Source organism: Streptomyces nigrescens, from assembly GCF_027626975.1.
Lineage (GTDB): Bacteria > Actinomycetota > Actinomycetes > Streptomycetales > Streptomycetaceae > Streptomyces > Streptomyces nigrescens.
In genome coordinates this window covers 2,779,877-2,798,377 of sequence record NZ_CP114203.1, presented here as the reverse complement: position 1 = coordinate 2,798,377, position 18,501 = coordinate 2,779,877, and the positions used below count along the sequence as shown (strand labels likewise).

12 protein-coding genes and 1 rRNA gene are annotated in these 18,501 nt (G+C 67.8%); 10 read left to right on the top strand and 3 right to left on the bottom strand.

Annotation, left to right across the window (positions count from 1 at the left end):
* Positions 1-74: 74 nt before the first annotated feature.
* Positions 75-4,031 carry a type VII secretion protein EccC gene (locus tag STRNI_RS12600; RefSeq protein WP_026170315.1) on the bottom strand — a complete coding sequence of 1,319 codons (3,957 nt, stop codon included), beginning with the start codon at positions 4,029-4,031 and terminating at the stop codon, positions 75-77.
* 254 nt (positions 4,032-4,285) lie between these two features.
* Here STRNI_RS12600 and eccD point away from each other — a divergent pair, with 254 nt between their 5' ends.
* From eccD to STRNI_RS12570, 6 genes are all read left to right on the top strand, one after another.
* Positions 4,286-5,749, top strand: a complete 1,464-nt coding sequence (eccD, locus tag STRNI_RS12595; protein ID WP_018093354.1) for a type VII secretion integral membrane protein EccD — start codon at positions 4,286-4,288, stop codon at positions 5,747-5,749.
* 158 nt (positions 5,750-5,907) lie between these two features.
* Positions 5,908-6,195, top strand: coding sequence for a 30S ribosomal protein S15 (rpsO, locus tag STRNI_RS12590; protein WP_006602744.1), 288 nt, complete (start codon positions 5,908-5,910; stop codon positions 6,193-6,195).
* Positions 6,196-6,489: 294 nt separating this feature from the next.
* Complete coding sequence (locus STRNI_RS12585; RefSeq protein WP_018093353.1) at positions 6,490-8,709, top strand: polyribonucleotide nucleotidyltransferase; 2,220 nt, start codon at positions 6,490-6,492, stop codon at positions 8,707-8,709.
* Positions 8,706-10,085: a M16 family metallopeptidase gene (locus STRNI_RS12580; RefSeq protein WP_093645217.1), complete on the top strand. Its 1,380-nt coding sequence runs from the start codon at positions 8,706-8,708 to the stop codon at positions 10,083-10,085. Before STRNI_RS12585 ends, STRNI_RS12580 begins: the two co-directional genes overlap by 4 nt.
* Before the next feature lie 38 nt (positions 10,086-10,123).
* On the top strand, positions 10,124-10,876 hold the full coding sequence (gene dapB / locus STRNI_RS12575; RefSeq protein WP_018093351.1) for a 4-hydroxy-tetrahydrodipicolinate reductase: 753 nt from the start codon (positions 10,124-10,126) through the stop codon (positions 10,874-10,876).
* 5 nt (positions 10,877-10,881) lie between these two features.
* On the top strand, positions 10,882-11,337 hold the full coding sequence (locus STRNI_RS12570) for a tetratricopeptide repeat protein (protein WP_274738429.1): 456 nt from the start codon (positions 10,882-10,884) through the stop codon (positions 11,335-11,337).
* Between the two features lie 77 nt (positions 11,338-11,414).
* Here STRNI_RS12570 and STRNI_RS12565 read toward each other — a convergent pair whose 3' ends face one another.
* Both STRNI_RS12565 and STRNI_RS12560 read right to left on the bottom strand, forming a co-directional pair.
* Complete coding sequence (locus STRNI_RS12565; protein WP_159485884.1) at positions 11,415-11,972, bottom strand: PH domain-containing protein; 558 nt, start codon at positions 11,970-11,972, stop codon at positions 11,415-11,417.
* Positions 11,973-12,073: 101 nt separating this feature from the next.
* Positions 12,074-12,310 (bottom strand): hypothetical protein, encoded by a 237-nt coding sequence (locus tag STRNI_RS12560; RefSeq protein WP_018093348.1) that lies wholly within the window; start codon positions 12,308-12,310, stop codon positions 12,074-12,076.
* A 233-nt stretch (positions 12,311-12,543) separates the two neighbouring features.
* Here STRNI_RS12560 and thyX point away from each other — a divergent pair, with 233 nt between their 5' ends.
* The 4 genes from thyX to STRNI_RS12540 all read left to right on the top strand — a co-directional run bounded on the left by thyX (position 12,544) and on the right by STRNI_RS12540 (position 18,336).
* Positions 12,544-13,302 carry an FAD-dependent thymidylate synthase gene (thyX, locus tag STRNI_RS12555; RefSeq protein ID WP_018093347.1) on the top strand — a complete coding sequence of 253 codons (759 nt, stop codon included), beginning with the start codon at positions 12,544-12,546 and terminating at the stop codon, positions 13,300-13,302.
* A 197-nt stretch (positions 13,303-13,499) separates the two neighbouring features.
* Positions 13,500-14,399 (top strand): 4-hydroxy-tetrahydrodipicolinate synthase, encoded by a 900-nt coding sequence (gene dapA, locus STRNI_RS12550; protein WP_018093346.1) that lies wholly within the window; start codon positions 13,500-13,502, stop codon positions 14,397-14,399.
* A 114-nt stretch (positions 14,400-14,513) separates the two neighbouring features.
* Positions 14,514-16,199 carry a ribonuclease J gene (locus tag STRNI_RS12545; RefSeq protein WP_018093345.1) on the top strand — a complete coding sequence of 562 codons (1,686 nt, stop codon included), beginning with the start codon at positions 14,514-14,516 and terminating at the stop codon, positions 16,197-16,199.
* Between the two features lie 608 nt (positions 16,200-16,807).
* Positions 16,808-18,336: ribosomal RNA gene (locus STRNI_RS12540) — 16S ribosomal RNA — on the top strand.
* Positions 18,337-18,501: the final 165 nt, after the last annotated feature.

Here is an 18,501-nt window from a genome sequence, read left to right as displayed (position 1 = left end):
GCGCACCGAAGAAAAACGGCGGTGGGGCGCCCCTCCCAGGAGGGACGCCCCACCGCCGTTCCGTGTCCGGCCGGTCAGCGGCCGTTCGCCGGCAGCCAGCCCGTCTGGACCAGCTGCGCACCGCGCTTACGCGTGATGAACGTGGCCCGTCCGGGCGTCAGGCTCTGGCCCTTGATGTTGCCCATCAGCGGACCCTCGGCCGGATCGGCGGAGAGGATCAGACCCTGGGCACCGAGCTCCTTGGTGCGCTGCATCACGGGCTCGAAGGACGACCGTCCGGCGCCCGAGGAGCTGCGCGCGATGATGAGGCGCAGACCCAGGTCACGGGCGAACGGCAGGTACTCCAGCAGCGGCTGCAGCGGGTTGCCGCTGCTGGTCGCCACCAGGTCGTAGTCGTCCACGATGACGAACGCGTCCGGCAGGTCGTACCAGCTGCGGTTGCGCAGCTGCTCCGGCGTGACGTCCGGGCCCGGCATCCGCCGGCCCAGCGAACCGGCCAGACCGCTGATGACCTCCTGCAACTGCGGCCCCGCGGCGCAGTACTTGTACAGGTGGCTCTCGGGAACCTCGCCGAGCAGCGCACGACGGTAGTCGGAGACCACCATCAGCGCCTTGTCGGACGGGTACCGCTCGGCGATCTGCTTGGTCAGCAGGCGCAGCAGCGACGACTTGCCGGACTCGCTCTCGCCGTAGATGACCAGCAGCGGGTCGGTCTCGAAGTCGATGAACGCCGGCGACAGCGTCGTCTCGTCGACACCGATCGCGATCCCGTGGTCCGGGTAGTCGCTGCCCTTGGGCAGCTCGTTGACGTGCAGCATCGTCGGCAGCATCCGCACCGCGGGGGCGGGGTCGCCCTGCCAGTGCTCGCTGACCGTCGACACCAGGTTCGCGATGCCGTCGCTGAGCGTCTCCGGGTCGCTCATCCCGTCCAGCCGCGGCAGCGCCGCCAGGAAGTCGAGCTTCTCGGGGGACATACCGCGACCGGGCTTGCCCATCGGGACGTTCTCCGCGCGCTTGCGGTCGAACTCCGACTCCATCGGGTCACCCAGGCGCAGCTCGACGCGGTTGAGGAGCTGGTCGCGCAGCGCGGGACGCACCTCGGTGTAGCGCGCGCCGGCGATGATCAGGTGGACACCGAAACCGAGACCCCGGGCGGCGATATCCAGGATCACCGGGTCCATCTGCTCGTAGTCGGTCTTGAACGTCGCCCAGCCGTCGATGACCAGGAAGACGTCGCCCCACTTCTGGTCGGGGTAGGTGCCCGCGGCCCGCCGCTGGCGGTAGGTCCCGATCGAGTCGATGTTGTTGGCCCGGAAGAACTCCTCACGCTCGTTGAGGATGCCGACGACCTCGGAGACCGTACGGCGCACCTTCTCCGCGTCCAGACGCGAGGCGACACCACCGATGTGCGGCAGGCCCTCCATGGACAGCATGCCGCCGCCACCGAAGTCGAGGCAGTAGAACTGCACCTCGGCCGGGGTGTGGGTGAGCGCGAACGAGGCGATGGCGGACCGGATCAGCGTGGACTTACCGGACTGCGGACCACCCACGACCAGACCGTGACCGGCACCGGCGGAGAAGTCCAGGTACATCACGTCACGCCGCTGCTCGAACGGCTTGTCCACCAGCGCGACCGGCACCACGAGCTTGCCGAGCGCGGTGTACTCCGGTGCGTGCACACCCCGTTCGGGCGTGACCGCGAGCGTCGGCAGCAGCTGGTTGACCGTCGGCGGCTCGTCCAGCGGCGGCAGCCACACCTGGTGCGCCGGCGGGCCCTGGCCCTGCATGCGCTGGACGATGACATCGAGCACGGTGTCGGCGAGCGCGTCGTCCTGCTCCGGGGCGACCGGCTCGACCGGCGTGGGGTCCTCGATGATCTGCTCGACGACCGGGGCCGCGGTGAACGGCACCGGCAGCCGCCGCGTCCGGCTGCCGCCGGCGCCGCCGCCGGCACCGGGACCGCGGTAGGGACCCGAGACGTACGCGGCCTTGAACTGGACCATCGTCTCGGTGTCGTACTTGAGGATGCCGGAACCGGGGACGTTCGGCAGGTGGTAGGCGTCCGGCACACCGATCGCGGTCCGCGACTCGGCCGCGGAGAACGTCCGCAGACCCAGCCGGTAGGACAGGAAGGTGTCCAGACCGCGCAGCTTGCCCTCTTCCAGACGCTGCGAGGCGAGCAGCATGTGCACACCCATCGACCGGCCGATACGGCCGATCTGGATGAACATGTCGATGAAGTCGGGCTTGGCGGTCAGCAGCTCGGAGAACTCGTCGAGCACCATCACCAGCGACGGCAGCGGGTCCAGGGGCGCACCCGCGGCACGTGCCTTCTCGTAGTCGGTGATGTTGGCGTAGTTGCCCGCGGAGCGCAGCAGCTCCTGACGGCGCTGGAGTTCACCGGTGATCGAGTCGCGCATGCGGTCGATCAGGGTGACGTCCTCACCGAGGTTGGTGATGACGGCCGCGACGTGCGGCATCTCGGACATACCGGTGAAGGTGGCGCCACCCTTGAAGTCCGCGAGGATGAAGTTGAGGGTCTCCGAGGAGTGGGTCACCGCGAGCGCGAGCACCAGGGTGCGCAGCACCTCGGACTTACCGGAACCGGTCGCACCGACACACAGACCGTGCGGGCCCATGCCCTCCTGGGAGGCCTCCTTGATGTCGAGCATGACGGGCTGGCCGTCCTTGTCGACACCGATCGGCACCCGCAGCCGCTCGTGGAGCGTGCGCGGCCGCCAGGTACGCGACACATCGACGGAACCGGCGTCACCGAGGTTCAGCAGATCGGTGAAGTCCAGGTTCGACAGCAGCGGTTCCTCGCCGTCGGCACCGGAACCCGCCCGCAGCGGGGCCAGCTGGCGCGCCAGGGACTCCGACTCGGCGATCGACAGGGTGTCGCAGACACCGTGGTAGACCGCGCCGCTGGCCGACTCCAGCACCAGCTTGCCCGGCTGGACCTGTACGGCCAGACCGCCCCGGATCTCGTCCAGATCGCCCGGTACGACCTCCAGGATGGTGACGCCCTGCAGGCCCTCGGCTCCGGCGATCACCGAGTCCATCGGCACATCGCCGCCGTCCAGCACGATCACCACATGCGGGGAGTCGGTCACCGGAGTGCCCTGCGGGTTGAACCGGCCACGGCCGTCCAGGTCGTCCGCGAGCAGCTCCTCGACCTCACCGAGGTCGCCGACGACCAGCCGGCGCGAACCGGCGCCGTCCGTGGTCTTGTCCTGCACGTGCGGCAGCCACTTCGTCCACTCCCACTCCGCCTGCGCACCGGGCGCGGCGACCACCGCGACCATCAGGTCCTCGGGCGAGTGCAGCGTGCACAGCTGGGCGATGACGGCGCGCGAGGCGCCGTAGACCGTGTCCGGGTCACCGGAGACGGTCAGGTGGTAGAAGGCACGCAGCGAGACCGCCAGCGGCAGGTTGTCCAAGTGCCCGTGCTTGTCCAGGAACTCCTTCATCGCATGCGCGGTGAGCGGCTCCAGCTCGTCGACCGGAGCGGTCTCCGGAGCCCGCAGGGGAGTGGCCAGCTGCTGCGGCCCGAGCCCCAGCCGTACCTGTCCGAAGTCCGGATCGCCCGACCGGCGCTCCCATACCCGTTTGCCCTCGGCCACGATGGACCACAACTGGCTCGGGTCGGGGTGGGTGTACAGCTGGGCGTCCCGCTGCTTGCGCGCGGTGCGCCGTACCTCTTTTCGCTTCTGCGTAAGGTACTTGAGGTAATCCTGGCGCTCTTGGAGCATTTGCCCGGAAGGCCCTTGGCGGGCCTTGACGATCTGCACGATCGCCATTGCCAGAGTGGACGCCACCATAAAGCCGCCCATGATTTTCATGAACGGCTGATTGCCCATGAACAAGAATCCCGCTGAGGACGCCATGCCCATCATGGGCATAAGGGTCATCAGCATGTTCTCTGATTCACCCTCACGCGGAAGCTCCGGAGGTGCCTCGAGTGTCACCTCCTCCGAGGGGACTTCGGGTGGCAGCGCGCGGGGCGGGCGCTTGACGATGACAACGCTCACCGAGGCATCAGTCCTTCATGCATCTCGCAGTCTCGGACCGCCCCCGTTGGATTCGACGGTCCCCCGGGCCAAGTACTTGGCCCGACGCAGGCGTTGATCCTACTGTTAAGCGTCAAGTCTCGGGGCGGGTGGGGCGGCCGCTGAATTGGACGGTACGCTGACGCCTCGCGAGCGTGCCCCAGCCCCGTGGAGACGGCTCTATATATAGGGCGCGCGACGCGACAAAACGCCCAACGGATAGGGGGAACCGCCAGGTGAGCACGAGCACTGGCACCGGCTTTTGCCGGGTCACAGTCGCCGCGCCGGACGCACGGATCGACGTGGCTCTGCCGGAGGACGTCGCACTCGTGGACATTTATCCGGAGATTCTGCGGCTCTCCGGTCAGTCCCAGGCGGAGGGCGCCCCGACCGGCTATCACCTTGTACGCCGCGACGGCACGGTACTTGACGCCGGTCAGTCGCTCGCGCAGCAGCAGATCCTCGACGGCGACCTCCTTCTTCTGAAGCCGTTCGCCGAGTCGCTGCCGCTCCCGGTCTTCGACGATGTCTCCGACGCCGTCGCCTCCGCGGTCAAGCGCAACCGCAGCCGCTGGAGCGACGACCTCATGCATGTCGTCGGCCTCACCGCCGGTGTGCTCCTGCTCGTCATGATGGCGTTCGCCCTGTGGTTCTCGAACCCCATCGACCGCGACATGCACCGCCTGCCCGGCATCATCGCCGGTGTCGTCGGCATCGTCCTGGTCGCCCTGGCCGGCGTCCGCGCCCGCGTCTACGACGACCACGGCTCCTCCATCGCGCTGGGCCTGGCCGCACTTCCGCATCTGCTGCTCGCCGGCTCCGGCATCTTCCCCGTCGAGGAGGGCGCCGGCCCCGGCCGGCTGCACCTCCTCGTCGGCTGTGTGACCGTGCTGATCGCCTCCGCGCTCCTGGTGGTCCTGCTGCCGCGCGGTGACGCACCCTTCGTCGCCGCCGCGTTCCTCTCCGCCATGGGCACCCTCGCGGTCTTCGCCGCGATCCTCACCGACGCCGGGCCCAGCGAGGTCGCCGCCGTCACCGCCGTCGTCGCCATCGCCCTGGTCGCCTGGCTGCCCGGCCTCTCCGCCCGCTTCGCCCGGCTGCCCATCGGCTACAAGTCGCCCGACCAGATCGCCAAGGGCTCCTACGACAACAGCGGCGAGACCGAGTCCGTCGACTTCGTCAAGATCGGCAACCAGGCCAAGCGCGGGCACGAGCTGCTGCTCGGCCTGGTCGCCGGCTGCGCCGCCCTGGTCGTCGGCTCGGCCGGTGCCGTCCTCGGCTTCTCCGACAACATGTGGGCCCAGCTGCTGGCGATGGCCGCGGGCATCACGATCATGCTCCGCGCCCGGCTCTTCGACTACACCGCGCAGGTCGCCTGCCTGACCATCGCGGGCATCCTGACGATCGTCCTGCTGATCCTGGGCATCGCGCTGAACCCGCCGACGGAGATCTTCGTCGAGCTGCAGCGCTTCCAGGACTCCGGTCCGCTGAACATCCGGACCGTCTGGTTCTCCAGCAGCATCGCGGCGGGCGCCGCCCTCCTGGTGGGCGTCGGCCTGGTCGTCCCGCGCAAGGGCGTCACCCCCTTCTGGGGCCGGATCTTCGACCTCTTCGACGGTCTGATCCTGCTGTCCCTGGTGCCGCTGTGCCTGGCGGTCCTGGACGTGTACGCCACGGTGCGCGGCCTCACCGGCAGCTAGCACCCCCGCTTCACCGGGCTTTTCCGCGGCCCCCCGACCAGCCGGTCGGGGGGCCGTTGCCAGCTGGTACGCTGTGTGACGGCCCGGTCGAGTCATCCAAGATTCCCTGTGAAGCAAATCCAGGGGCGCTCACGGGCCGAAACCAAGAGGAGTACCGCGTGTCGCTCGACGCCGCCACGAAGAAGCAGATCATGGCCGAGTTCGCCACCAAGGAGGGTGACACCGGTTCCCCCGAGGTTCAGGTCGCGATGCTCTCCCGTCGCATCTCGGACCTGACCGAGCACCTCAAGACCCACAAGCACGACCACCACTCCCGCCGTGGTCTGCTGCTGCTCGTCGGCCAGCGCCGTCGCCTGCTGCAGTACCTGGCGAAGAAGGACATCACGCGCTTCCGTGCGCTGGTCGAGCGCCTGGGCATCCGCCGCGGCGCGGCGGGCGCCAAGTAAGACGCCGTAGAGGGAGCGGTTCCCACCGGGGGCCGCTCCCTTTGCCATATGCACCGGATCTCCGCCCCGCCGCGAGGTGGACGGAAGCTTTGTAGTCTGGTGCCATATCGCAAAAAGCGAACGCGGTAGGAGCGCCACCTGGCCGCCGGTCCTCGGTAGTGGCCCCCGGATGATCCATGGAGATCCATGGCCCTCGCTCCGGGTGCTTCGATCGAAGACCGGCCCGTTCCGGCGCTCCACCGAAGACGGTCCCCTGCCACACGGGCAGCGGACACATACGAGGAGATATTCCTGGTGGAGAACGAGACCCACTACGCCGAAGCCGTGATCGACAACGGTTCCTTCGGCACCCGCACCATCCGCTTCGAGACGGGCCGCCTGGCCAAGCAGGCCGCCGGTTCCGCCGTGGCGTACCTGGACGACGACACCATGGTGCTGTCGGCCACCTCCGCTTCCAAGACGCCGAAGGACCAGCTGGACTTCTTCCCGCTGACCGTCGACGTCGAGGAGCGGATGTACGCAGCCGGGAAGATCCCCGGTTCCTTCTTCCGCCGTGAGGGCCGCCCCTCCGAGGACGCGATCCTCACCTGCCGCCTGATCGACCGGCCGCTGCGCCCCTCCTTCAAGAAGGGCCTGCGCAACGAGATCCAGATCGTCGAGACGGTCATGGCGCTCAACCCCGACCACCTCTACGACGTGGTCGCCATCAACGCCGCCTCCTGCTCCACGCAGCTGGCCGGCCTGCCCTTCTCCGGCCCGGTCGGCGGCACCCGTGTCGCCCTGATCAACGGCCAGTGGGTGGCGTTCCCGACCCACAGCGAGCTCGAGAACGCCGTCTTCGACATGGTCGTGGCCGGCCGCGTCCTCCCGGACGGCGACGTCGCGATCATGATGGTCGAGGCCGAGGCCACCGAGAAGACCATCCAGCTGGTCAAGGACGGCGCCGAGGCCCCGACCGAAGAGGTCGTCGCCGCCGGTCTGGAAGCCGCCAAGCCCTTCATCAAGGTCCTGTGCAAGGCCCAGTCGGACCTCGCCGCCAAGGCCGCCAAGCCCGTCGGTGAGTTCCCGATCTTCCTCGACTACCAGGACGACGTCCTGGAGGCGCTCACCGCCGCGGTCAAGGACGAGCTCTCCCAGGCGCTGACCATCGCCGGCAAGCAGGAGCGCGAGACCGAGCTGGACCGCGTCAAGGGCGTGGCCGCCGAGAAGCTGCTCCCGCAGTTCGAGGGCCGCGAGAAGGAGATCTCCGCCGCGTACCGTTCGCTGACCAAGAGCCTGGTCCGTGAGCGCGTCATCAAGGAGAAGAAGCGCATCGACGGCCGCGGCGTCACGGACATCCGTACGCTCGCCGCCGAGGTCGAGGCCATCCCGCGGGTGCACGGTTCCGCCCTGTTCGAGCGTGGCGAGACCCAGATCCTGGGCGTCACCACCCTCAACATGCTCCGCATGGAGCAGCAGCTGGACACCCTCTCCCCGGTGACCCGCAAGCGCTACATGCACAACTACAACTTCCCGCCGTACTCCGTCGGTGAGACCGGCCGCGTGGGTGCGCCCAAGCGCCGGGAGATCGGCCACGGTGCGCTCGCCGAGCGCGCCATCGTGCCGGTGCTGCCGACCCGCGAGGAGTTCCCCTACGCGATCCGCCAGGTCTCCGAGGCGCTGGGCTCCAACGGCTCGACGTCCATGGGCTCGGTCTGCGCCTCGACCATGTCGCTGCTGAACGCCGGTGTGCCCCTCAAGGCCCCGGTCGCCGGTATCGCCATGGGCCTGATCTCCCAGGAGATCGACGGCCAGACCCACTACGTCGCCCTCACCGACATCCTCGGTGCGGAGGACGCCTTCGGCGACATGGACTTCAAGGTCGCCGGCACGAAGACCTTCGTGACCGCCCTCCAGCTGGACACCAAGCTGGACGGCATCCCGGCCTCCGTCCTGGCCGCCGCGCTCAAGCAGGCCCGCGACGCCCGTCTGCACATCCTCGATGTGATGAACGAGGCCATCGACGTTCCGGACGAGATGTCCCCGAACGCCCCGCGGATCATCACCGTCAAGATCCCGGTGGACAAGATCGGTGAGGTCATCGGCCCCAAGGGCAAGATGATCAACCAGATCCAGGAGGACACCGGCGCCGACATCACGATCGAGGACGACGGCACGATCTACATCGGTGCCGCCGACGGCCCGGCCGCCGAGGCCGCCCGCGCCACGATCAACGGCATCGCCAACCCGACCATGCCGGAGGTCGGCGAGCGCTACCTGGGCACGGTCGTCAAGACCACCACCTTCGGTGCGTTCGTCTCCCTGCTCCCGGGCAAGGACGGTCTGCTCCACATCTCGCAGATCCGCAAGCTCGCCGGTGGCAAGCGGGTGGAGAACGTCGAGGACGTGGTCGCGGTCGGCGCCAAGGTCCAGGTCGAGATCGCCGAGATCGACCAGCGCGGCAAGCTCTCCCTGATCCCCGTGATCGAGGAAGAGGACGCGGCCGCGGACACGAAGGACGACGCCGCCAAGTGACGTCTCGTACGCACACGACGACGGCCCGCACCTCCACGGAGGGGCGGGCCGTCGCCCGTACCCAAACGCTTCTCAAGGGCACCGCGGGCGCCGGTACGGTCCGCCGGACCACCCTCCCCGGCGGCCTGCGCATCGTCACCGAGACGCTGCCGACGGTCCGCTCCGTCACCTTCGGGATCTGGGCGAACGTCGGCTCCCGTGACGAGACCCCGTCCCTGAACGGCGCCACGCACTACCTTGAGCACCTGCTCTTCAAGGGCACCGAGCGGCGCAGCGCGCTGGACATCTCCGCCGCCATCGACGCGGTCGGCGGCGAGATGAACGCCTTCACCGCGAAGGAGTACACCTGCTACTACGCGCGGGTGCTCGACACCGATCTGCCGCTCGCCATAGACGTGGTGTGCGACATGCTCACCGGCTCGCTGGTGGAGGCCGAGGACGTGGACGCCGAGCGCGGCGTCATCCTCGAAGAGATCGCGATGACCGAGGACGACCCGGGCGACTGCGTGCACGACCTGTTCGCGCACACCATGCTCGGCGACACCCCGCTCGGCCGCCCGGTCCTGGGCACCGTCGACACCGTCAACGCCCTCACCCCCGAGCGCATCCGCCGCTTCTACAAGAAGCACTACGACCCCACGCACCTCGTCGTCACGGCCGCCGGCAACATCGACCACGCCAAGGTCGTCCGCCTGGTCCGCCGCGCCTTCGAGCAGGCCGGGGCACTGGACCGGACGGACGCCACCCCGATGGCGCCGCGCTCCGGCGCCCGCGCCATCCGCACCGCCGGCCGCGTCGAACTGCTCAACCGCAAGACCGAGCAGGCCCATGTGATCCTCGGGATGCCCGGGATGGCGCGCACCGACGACCGGCGCTGGGCGATGGGGGTGCTGAACACCGCCCTGGGCGGCGGGATGAGCTCCCGCCTCTTCCAGGAGGTCCGCGAGAAGCGCGGCCTGGCCTACAGCGTGTACTCGTACACCTCGGGCTTCGCCGACTGCGGGCTGTTCGGCGTCTACGCCGGCTGCCGCCCGAGCCAGGTGCACGACGTCCTCAAGATCTGTCGCGACGAACTCGACCAGGTGGCGTCCCAGGGCCTCACCGACGACGAGATCCGCCGCGCGATCGGCCAGCTGCGCGGCTCGACCGTCCTCGGGCTGGAGGACACCGGCGCGCTGATGCACCGCATCGGCAAGAGTGAGCTGTGCTGGGGCGAGCAGATGTCGGTCGACGAGATGCTCGCGCGGATCGCCGCCGTCACCCCGGACGAGGTGCGCGAGGTGGCCCGGGACGTCCTGGGCACCCGCCCCTCGCTGTCCGTCATCGGCCCGCTGAAGGACCGGCAGGCGGCCCGGCTGGACGACGTCGTCGCATAGGCCCCGCTGCGATACCACCAAGAGAGAGACGGGAAACGATGAGCAAGCTGCGCGTGGCCGTACTGGGAGCCCAGGGGCGCATCGGCTCCGAGGCCGTACGGGCCGTCGAGTCCGCCGAGGACATGGAGATGGTCGCCGGGCTGGGCCGGGGCGACAAGCTGGAGACGCTGGTCGAGGCCGGTGCCCAGGTCGTGGTCGAGCTGACCAACCCCGGCGCGGTGATGGGCAACCTCGACTTCTGTGTGCGTCACGGTATTCACGCGGTGGTCGGCACGACCGGGTGGACCGATGAGCGCCTCGCGCAGCTGCGCACCTCGCTCGCCGCCTCGCCCGGCGCGGGCGTCCTCATCGCCCCGAACTTCTCCATCGGCGCGGTGCTGACCATGCAGTTCGCCCAGCAGGCGGCCCGCTTCTTCGAGTCGGTCGAGGTCGTCGAGCTGCACCACCCGAAGAAGGCGGACGCCCCGTCCGGCACCGCCGCCCGCACCGCCCAGCTGATCGCCAAGGCCCGTGAGGAGGCCGGCTGCGCCCCGCAGCCGGACGCCACCAGCACCGCGCTGGACGGCGCCCGCGGCGCGGACGTGGACGGCGTCCCCGTGCACTCCGTACGGCTGCGCGGTCTGCTGGCCCACCAGGAGGTGCTCTTCGGCGGGGAGGGCGAGACCCTCACCATCCGCCATGACTCCCTCCACCACAGCAGCTTCATGCCGGGCATCCTGCTCGGTGTGCGCCGGGTGGTGAACACTCCGGGCCTGACCGTGGGCCTGGAAAACTTCCTCGACCTGGGCTGACGGGTATGGGCGGAAAGATCACGTACTTCTTCCTCGCCACCGTGCTGGTCCTGGTGTTCGGCGTGGTGGCGCTGGAGGGCGTACTCCTGCTGCTGACCGGTGAGCCGGCAGCCATGGGCATGGGAGCGGTGGCCTTCCTGCTGCCGTGCGTCGGCGGCTGGTTCCTCTGGCACAACACCCGCTTCGCCCGCGACGCCCACCGGCTGTCCCGGGCGCTGGAGGCCGAGGGCGGACTGCCCGCCGACGAGCTGCGGCGCACCCCCGGCGGCCGGATCGACCGGGACGCGGCCGACGAGGCCTTCGCCCGGCGGCAGGCCGAGACGGAGGAAGCCCCCGGCGACTGGCGTACGTGGTTCCGGCTCGCGGTCGCCTACCACGACGCCCGGGACACCCCGCGCGCCCGTAAGGCGATGCAGCGCGCCATCGCCCTGCACGACAACAAGCCCGTACCGGCCGCCTAGGCCGTCCTACGGATCAGGGCCGGCCGGATCCTGATCCGTAGGCGCGGCGGCGCCCGGGGCGGATGCGGGCCCGGAACTCAGGCGCGGTACTCCGCCGCCCATGCCTCCAGTACGTCCGCGGCCCGCTCGAAGGCCTCCGGACGGGACAGGAAGTCGCCGTTGTGGTCCGTGATCAGGGTCCGCAGCGGCTCACCCTGGGACCGCTCGATGATCAGGGCCTGGCCCTGCACCGTCCGCGGCAGCCCCAGCCAGCGCACCGGCTGCTGGCGGGTACGGACGGAGCCGATGGCGCTCCACGGCTCGGTCGCCGTACGCAGCAGGTTCACCTGGCGCAGACCGTGCGAGCTGACCCACAGACCGACGCGCAGCAGCCGTAGCGCGAGGGCGATCATCAGTGCCCCCACCACCGCACAGGCCGCGGCGCCGGGCAGCGAGCCGGCCATCGCGATGATCATCGCGGAGATCAGGACGAACGAGGCGAGCAGCAAAAGCACCGCCGCCGCCCCTACGCGCCACGGTCCGGGGCGGTAGGGACGGCGCCAGTGGTCGGGCTCGTCATGCGGGAGTGCGGCGGTATCCGCGGCACCGGTGTCGAGGTCGAGGTCGCGGTCGGCCGTCAGAAAGGGCAGGGGCACGGCTGATCCTCACTCATGGGCACGCTGACGGAAGCTGTGACCGGTGAGGTTATCGGGACCGGCGGAGCGGAACCACTTTGCGGCACGCCCCGCCCGCCCGTTCAGCGATGCGCCTCGGACTGATGCACCCGGCTCGGACCGGAACTGTCCTGCTGCAGGGCAGGAAGGCCGAACAGCAGGGCGCCGGCCAGGCCGCCCACGACTGTCAGCGTGATGAGAGACTGGCCGAGGAGCTGCGCGCGGGAAGCGCGCTGGCGCGGCGGGGGAGTGACATTGCTGCGGAACCGGTCTGCCTCGGCAACGAAGGCGAACGGGACGGGCTCTCGCCGGCGGAACATGAGCGGGCTCTCCTAGGAACCTCGAGGTGGGCACTGTCACAGGGTTAGACGTCTGCGGCGTCCGGTTGGTGCCCGTTTTCAGGGACTTCTGTGAAAAATATCAACTGCCGCTCCGCAGGCTGCTACAGAGCCGCCCGTTTTGCGGCTAACGCGGCATCACGTCGCATTTCCCGGACTGTCACCGGCGGGTCGTAGGCTGGGCGCGCACGAGGAACGAATGGAAGGAACCGCCGGTGTCCCAGACCCCTGCCGAGAGCACTGAGAGCCCCGACAGTGCAGCCGTCAGCTTCCGGAGCGAGGTGACGGTCGAGCTGGTCAAGCACAGCGCCGCGGACAGCGACGTGCTCTGGGCGGCCCGTGTCTCCACGGCCGGCGAGCAGTCCCTGGAGGAGCTCCAGAAGGACCCGGAGCGCTCCAAGGGGTTGATCAACTACCTCATGCGGGACCGGCACGGCAGCCCCTTCGAGCACAACTCCATGACGTTCTTCATCAGCGCGCCGATCTTCGTCTTCCGCGAGTTCATGCGGCACCGCGTCGGCTGGTCGTACAACGAGGAGTCCGGCCGCTACCGCCGCCTGGATCCGGTCTTCTACGTCCCCGGCCAGGACCGCAAGCTCGTCCAGCAGGGCCGCCCCGGCAAGTACGAATTCGTCGAGGGCACCCCGGCGCAGCAGGAGCTCACCGGCCGCGTCATGGAGGATTCCTACCGCCAGGCCTACGAGGCGTACCAGGAGATGCTCGCTGCCGGCGTCGCCCGCGAGGTCGCCCGCGCGGTGCTCCCCGTTGGCCTGTTCTCCTCCATGTACGCGACCTGCAATGCCCGCTCCCTGATGCACTTCCTGGGTCTGCGCACGCAGCACGAGCAGGCGAAGGTGCCCTCCTTCCCTCAGCGGGAGATCGAGATGGTCGGCGAGCAGATGGAGGCCCACTGGGCCAAGCTCATGCCGCTCACGTACGGCGCATTCAATGCGAATGGCCGGATCGCTCCGTAAGGCCCAGGTTGCGGGCCGGATGACGGAGCGCGCAGGACAGACGTGCGAAGTGTCCGGATTGCGGCATTTTGAGAAGTTCATCTACGCTGAACAGACGGACCCGGCACTGCTTGAACCCCCGAGCAGGCAGTGCCGGTGTCCACATCCCGGCTCCCCAGAGGCGCATCCCGCGGTGAGCTACGAGTAGCGTGGGACCCATGGCTCCGACTTCCACACCGCAGACCCCCTTCGGGCGGGTGCTGACCGCCATGGTCACGCCGTTCACGGCGGATGGCGCTCTCGATCTCGACGGCGCGCAGCGGCTCGCCGCCCATCTGGTGGACGCCGGCAATGACGGCCTCGTCGTCAACGGCACCACCGGAGAGTCCCCGACCACCAGCGATGCGGAGAAAGCGCAGCTGGTCCGCGCGGTGGTCGATGCGGTCGGCGATCGCGCCTTTGTCGTTGCCGGAGCCGGCACCAACGACACCCACCACAGCCTTGAGCTCGCCCGCGCCGCCCAGGACGCCGGCGCCCATGGCCTGCTCGCGGTGACCCCGTATTACAGCAAGCCCCCGCAGGAGGGCCTGCTCCGCCACTTCACGGCCATCGCGGACGCCACCGAGCTGCCGGTGATGCTCTACGACATCCCGGGCCGCAGCGGTGTCCCGATCAACACCGAGACCATCGTCCGGCTCGCCGAGCACCCCCGGATCGTCGCCAACAAGGACGCCAAGGGCGACCTCGGCCGCGCCAGCTGGGCGATCGCCCGCTCCAGCCTGGCCTGGTACAGCGGCGACGACATGCTGAACCTCCCGCTGCTCTCGGTCGGGGCCGTCGGCTTCGTCTCCGTGGTCGGCCATATCGTGACCCCCGAGCTGCGCGCGCTCCTGGACGCCCATCTCAATGGCGATGTCACCAAGGCCACCGAGATCCACCAGAAGCTGCTGCCCGTCTTCACCGGCATGTTCCGGACCCAGGGCGTCATCACGACCAAGGCCGCGCTCGGCCTCCAGGGTCTGCCCGCCGGCCCGCTGCGGCTGCCGCTCGTCGAGCTCTCCCCCGAGGAGACCGAGCAGCTGACGCGCGATCTCGCCGCCGGCGGGGTACAGCTCTGATCACAGACTTCATAACTGAATACGGACCAACAATCGCCCTACAGCAAGTGCACGAATGTCATGCGCGCCACGTGCCCTCGACGGCAGCGTGGCGCGTGTGGTGAGGAGAGTCTTTTGAGTCATCCGCATCCTGAGCTCGGCGCTCCGCCGAAGCTTCCCAAGGGTGGCCTGCGCGTCACCCCCCTCGGCGGCCTGGGTGAAATCGGCCGCAACATGACGGTCTTCGAATTCGACGGCCGGCTGCTGATCGTCGACTGCGGAGTGCTCTTCCCCGAGGAGGAGCAGCCCGGAATCGACCTGATCCTTCCGGACTTCACGTCCATCAGGGACCGCCTCGACGACATCGACGGCATCGTGCTCACGCACGGCCACGAGGACCACATCGGTGCTGTCCCCTACCTCCTGCGCGAGAAGCCGGACATCCCCCTCATCGGCTCGAAGCTGACCCTCGCCCTGATCGAGGCCAAGCTTCAGGAGCACCGCATCCGCCCCTACACCCTTGAGGTGAAGGAGGGGCACACCGAGAGGATCGGCTCGTTCGACTGCGAGTTCGTCGCGGTCAACCACTCGATCCCCGACGCCCTGGCCGTCGCGATCCGCACCCCCGCGGGCATGGTCGTGCACACCGGCGACTTCAAGATGGACCAGCTCCCGCTGGACCGCCGTCTGACCGACCTCCCCGCCTTCGCGCGACTCGGCGAGGAAGGCATCGACCTTCTGCTCTCCGACTCCACGAACGCCGAGGTCCCGGGCTTCGTCCCGCCCGAGCGGGACATCTCCAACGTCCTGCGCACGGTGTTCGCCAACGCCCAGAAGCGCATCATCGTCGCCAGCTTCGCCAGCCATGTGCACCGCATCCAGCAGATCCTCGATGCCGCCCATGAGTACGGCCGCCGGGTCGCCTTCGTCGGCCGCTCGATGGTCCGCAACATGGGCATCGCCCGCGAGCTGGGCTATCTGAAGGTCCCCGCCGGCCTGGTCGTCGACGTCAAGGCGCTCGACGATCTTCCCGACGACGAGGTCGTGCTGGTCTGCACGGGTTCCCAGGGCGAGCCGATGGCCGCCCTCTCCCGGATGGCCAACCGCGATCACCAGATCAGGATCGTCCAGGGCGACACGGTGATCCTGGCCTCGTCCCTCATCCCGGGCAACGAGAACGCGGTCTACCGCGTGATCAACGGCCTCACCCGATGGGGCGCGGACGTGGTCCACAAGGGCAACGCCAAGGTCCATGTCTCGGGCCACGCCTCGGCCGGCGAGCTGCTGTACTTCTACAACATCTGCAAGCCGAAGAACCTCATGCCGGTGCACGGCGAATGGCGCCATCTGCGGGCCAACGCCGAGCTGGGCGCCCTGACCGGCGTACGGAAGGACCGGATCGTCATCGCCGAGGACGGCGTGGTGGTCGACCTGGTCGACGGCGTCGCCAAGATCGTCGGCAAGGTCCAGGCCGGCTATGTCTATGTCGACGGCCTCTCGGTCGGCGATGTCACCGAGGCCCACCTCAAGGACCGCCGCATCCTCGGCGACGAGGGCATCATCTCGGTCTATGTGGTCGTGGACAGCACCACCGGCAAGATCGTCGGCGGCCCGGACATCCACGCCCGTGGCTCGGGCATCGACGACGGCGCCTTCTCCGGCGTGATCCCCAAGATCGACGAGGCCCTGGCCAAGTCGGCCCAGGACGGCATCACGGAGCCCCACCAGCTCCAGCAGCTGGTCCGCCGCACCGTCGGCAAGTGGGTGTCGGACAACTACCGCCGCCGCCCGATGATCCTCCCCGTGGTCATCGAGGTCTGACGCACAGAGTCGTACGAACGTACTCAAGTAGGAGCGGGGCGCCCGGATTTGCATCCGGGCGCCCCGCTCCAGTACGTTTACGGCTCCGCCTGAACGGGAAGCGCCGCACGCCGTGCGTACGGAGCGCCCCGGGAAGGCCGGGCGGAATTCCGACCCAGAGCAATCTGATAAAGTCGGATCAGCCGAAAGGCACCCCCCTCCGACGGAAAATCGGAACGAATTCGGGCCGGAAACGGAACGAAATCGGATCTGGTAGAGTCGGAAACGCGAAGAAGCCGAAAGGCGGAAACGCACCGGCGAAAATCGGGCCCGCAAGGATCTGATAGAGTCGGAAACGCAAGACCGAAGGGAAGCGCCCGGAGAGCCTGGTGAAACAGGCACAAAGGAAGCGTCCGTTCCTTGAGAACTCAACAGCGTGCCAAAAGTCAACGCCAGATATGTTGATACCCCGTCCACCGGAAACACTCCGGAGGATGAGGTTCCTTTGAAAAGCCCACCACGGCCCAAGCGGTCGGGGTGGCACACACAGCGAGGACGCTGTGAACGAGAGGGCTTATTCCGCCCGCTCGTTCCGCTCTCGTGTGTGTTGACCCGATTACGGGTAAACATTCACGGAGAGTTTGATCCTGGCTCAGGACGAACGCTGGCGGCGTGCTTAACACATGCAAGTCGAACGATGAACCTCCTTCGGGAGGGGATTAGTGGCGAACGGGTGAGTAACACGTGGGCAATCTGCCCTTCACTCTGGGACAAGCCCTGGAAACGGGGTCTAATACCGGATACGACTACCGACCGCATGGTCTGGTGGTGGAAAGCTCCGGCGGTGAAGGATGAGCCCGCGGCCTATCAGCTTGTTGGTGGGGTGATGGCCTACCAAGGCGACGACGGGTAGCCGGCCTGAGAGGGCGACCGGCCACACTGGGACTGAGACACGGCCCAGACTCCTACGGGAGGCAGCAGTGGGGAATATTGCACAATGGGCGAAAGCCTGATGCAGCGACGCCGCGTGAGGGATGACGGCCTTCGGGTTGTAAACCTCTTTCAGCAGGGAAGAAGCGAGAGTGACGGTACCTGCAGAAGAAGCGCCGGCTAACTACGTGCCAGCAGCCGCGGTAATACGTAGGGCGCAAGCGTTGTCCGGAATTATTGGGCGTAAAGAGCTCGTAGGCGGCTTGTCACGTCGGATGTGAAAGCCCGGGGCTTAACCCCGGGTCTGCATTCGATACGGGCAGGCTAGAGTTCGGTAGGGGAGATCGGAATTCCTGGTGTAGCGGTGAAATGCGCAGATATCAGGAGGAACACCGGTGGCGAAGGCGGATCTCTGGGCCGATACTGACGCTGAGGAGCGAAAGCGTGGGGAGCGAACAGGATTAGATACCCTGGTAGTCCACGCCGTAAACGTTGGGAACTAGGTGTGGGCGACATTCCACGTCGTCCGTGCCGCAGCTAACGCATTAAGTTCCCCGCCTGGGGAGTACGGCCGCAAGGCTAAAACTCAAAGGAATTGACGGGGGCCCGCACAAGCAGCGGAGCATGTGGCTTAATTCGACGCAACGCGAAGAACCTTACCAAGGCTTGACATACACCGGAAAACCCTGGAGACAGGGTCCCCCTTGTGGTCGGTGTACAGGTGGTGCATGGCTGTCGTCAGCTCGTGTCGTGAGATGTTGGGTTAAGTCCCGCAACGAGCGCAACCCTTGTTCTGTGTTGCCAGCATGCCCTTCGGGGTGATGGGGACTCACAGGAGACTGCCGGGGTCAACTCGGAGGAAGGTGGGGACGACGTCAAGTCATCATGCCCCTTATGTCTTGGGCTGCACACGTGCTACAATGGCCGGTACAATGAGCTGCGATACCGCGAGGTGGAGCGAATCTCAAAAAGCCGGTCTCAGTTCGGATTGGGGTCTGCAACTCGACCCCATGAAGTCGGAGTTGCTAGTAATCGCAGATCAGCATTGCTGCGGTGAATACGTTCCCGGGCCTTGTACACACCGCCCGTCACGTCACGAAAGTCGGTAACACCCGAAGCCGGTGGCCCAACCCCTTGTGGGAGGGAATCGTCGAAGGTGGGACTGGCGATTGGGACGAAGTCGTAACAAGGTAGCCGTACCGGAAGGTGCGGCTGGATCACCTCCTTTCTAAGGAGCATCTAGATCTCGCAAGAGATCCAGAGCCACTACGTCGGCAAATGTTCGACGGTGGTTAGCTCATGGGTGGAACGTTGACTATTCGGCGCACTTGATTGGTTGTCACTAGTACTGCTTCGGCGTGGAACGTGGGGATTGATGGAGTGGGTCGGGCGC

What these genes read in the sequence shown, in the direction of transcription:
- STRNI_RS12570 (WP_274738429.1), top strand. Translation starts at nt 10,882, where the DNA reads ATGGGCGGAAAGATCACGTACTTCTTCCTCGCCACCGTGCTGGTCCTG.
- dapA (WP_018093346.1), top strand. Translation starts at nt 13,500, where the DNA reads ATGGCTCCGACTTCCACACCGCAGACCCCCTTCGGGCGGGTGCTGACC.
- dapB (WP_018093351.1), top strand. Translation starts at nt 10,124, where the DNA reads ATGAGCAAGCTGCGCGTGGCCGTACTGGGAGCCCAGGGGCGCATCGGC.
- STRNI_RS12560 (WP_018093348.1), bottom strand. Translation starts at nt 12,310, where the DNA reads ATGTTCCGCCGGCGAGAGCCCGTCCCGTTCGCCTTCGTTGCCGAGGCA.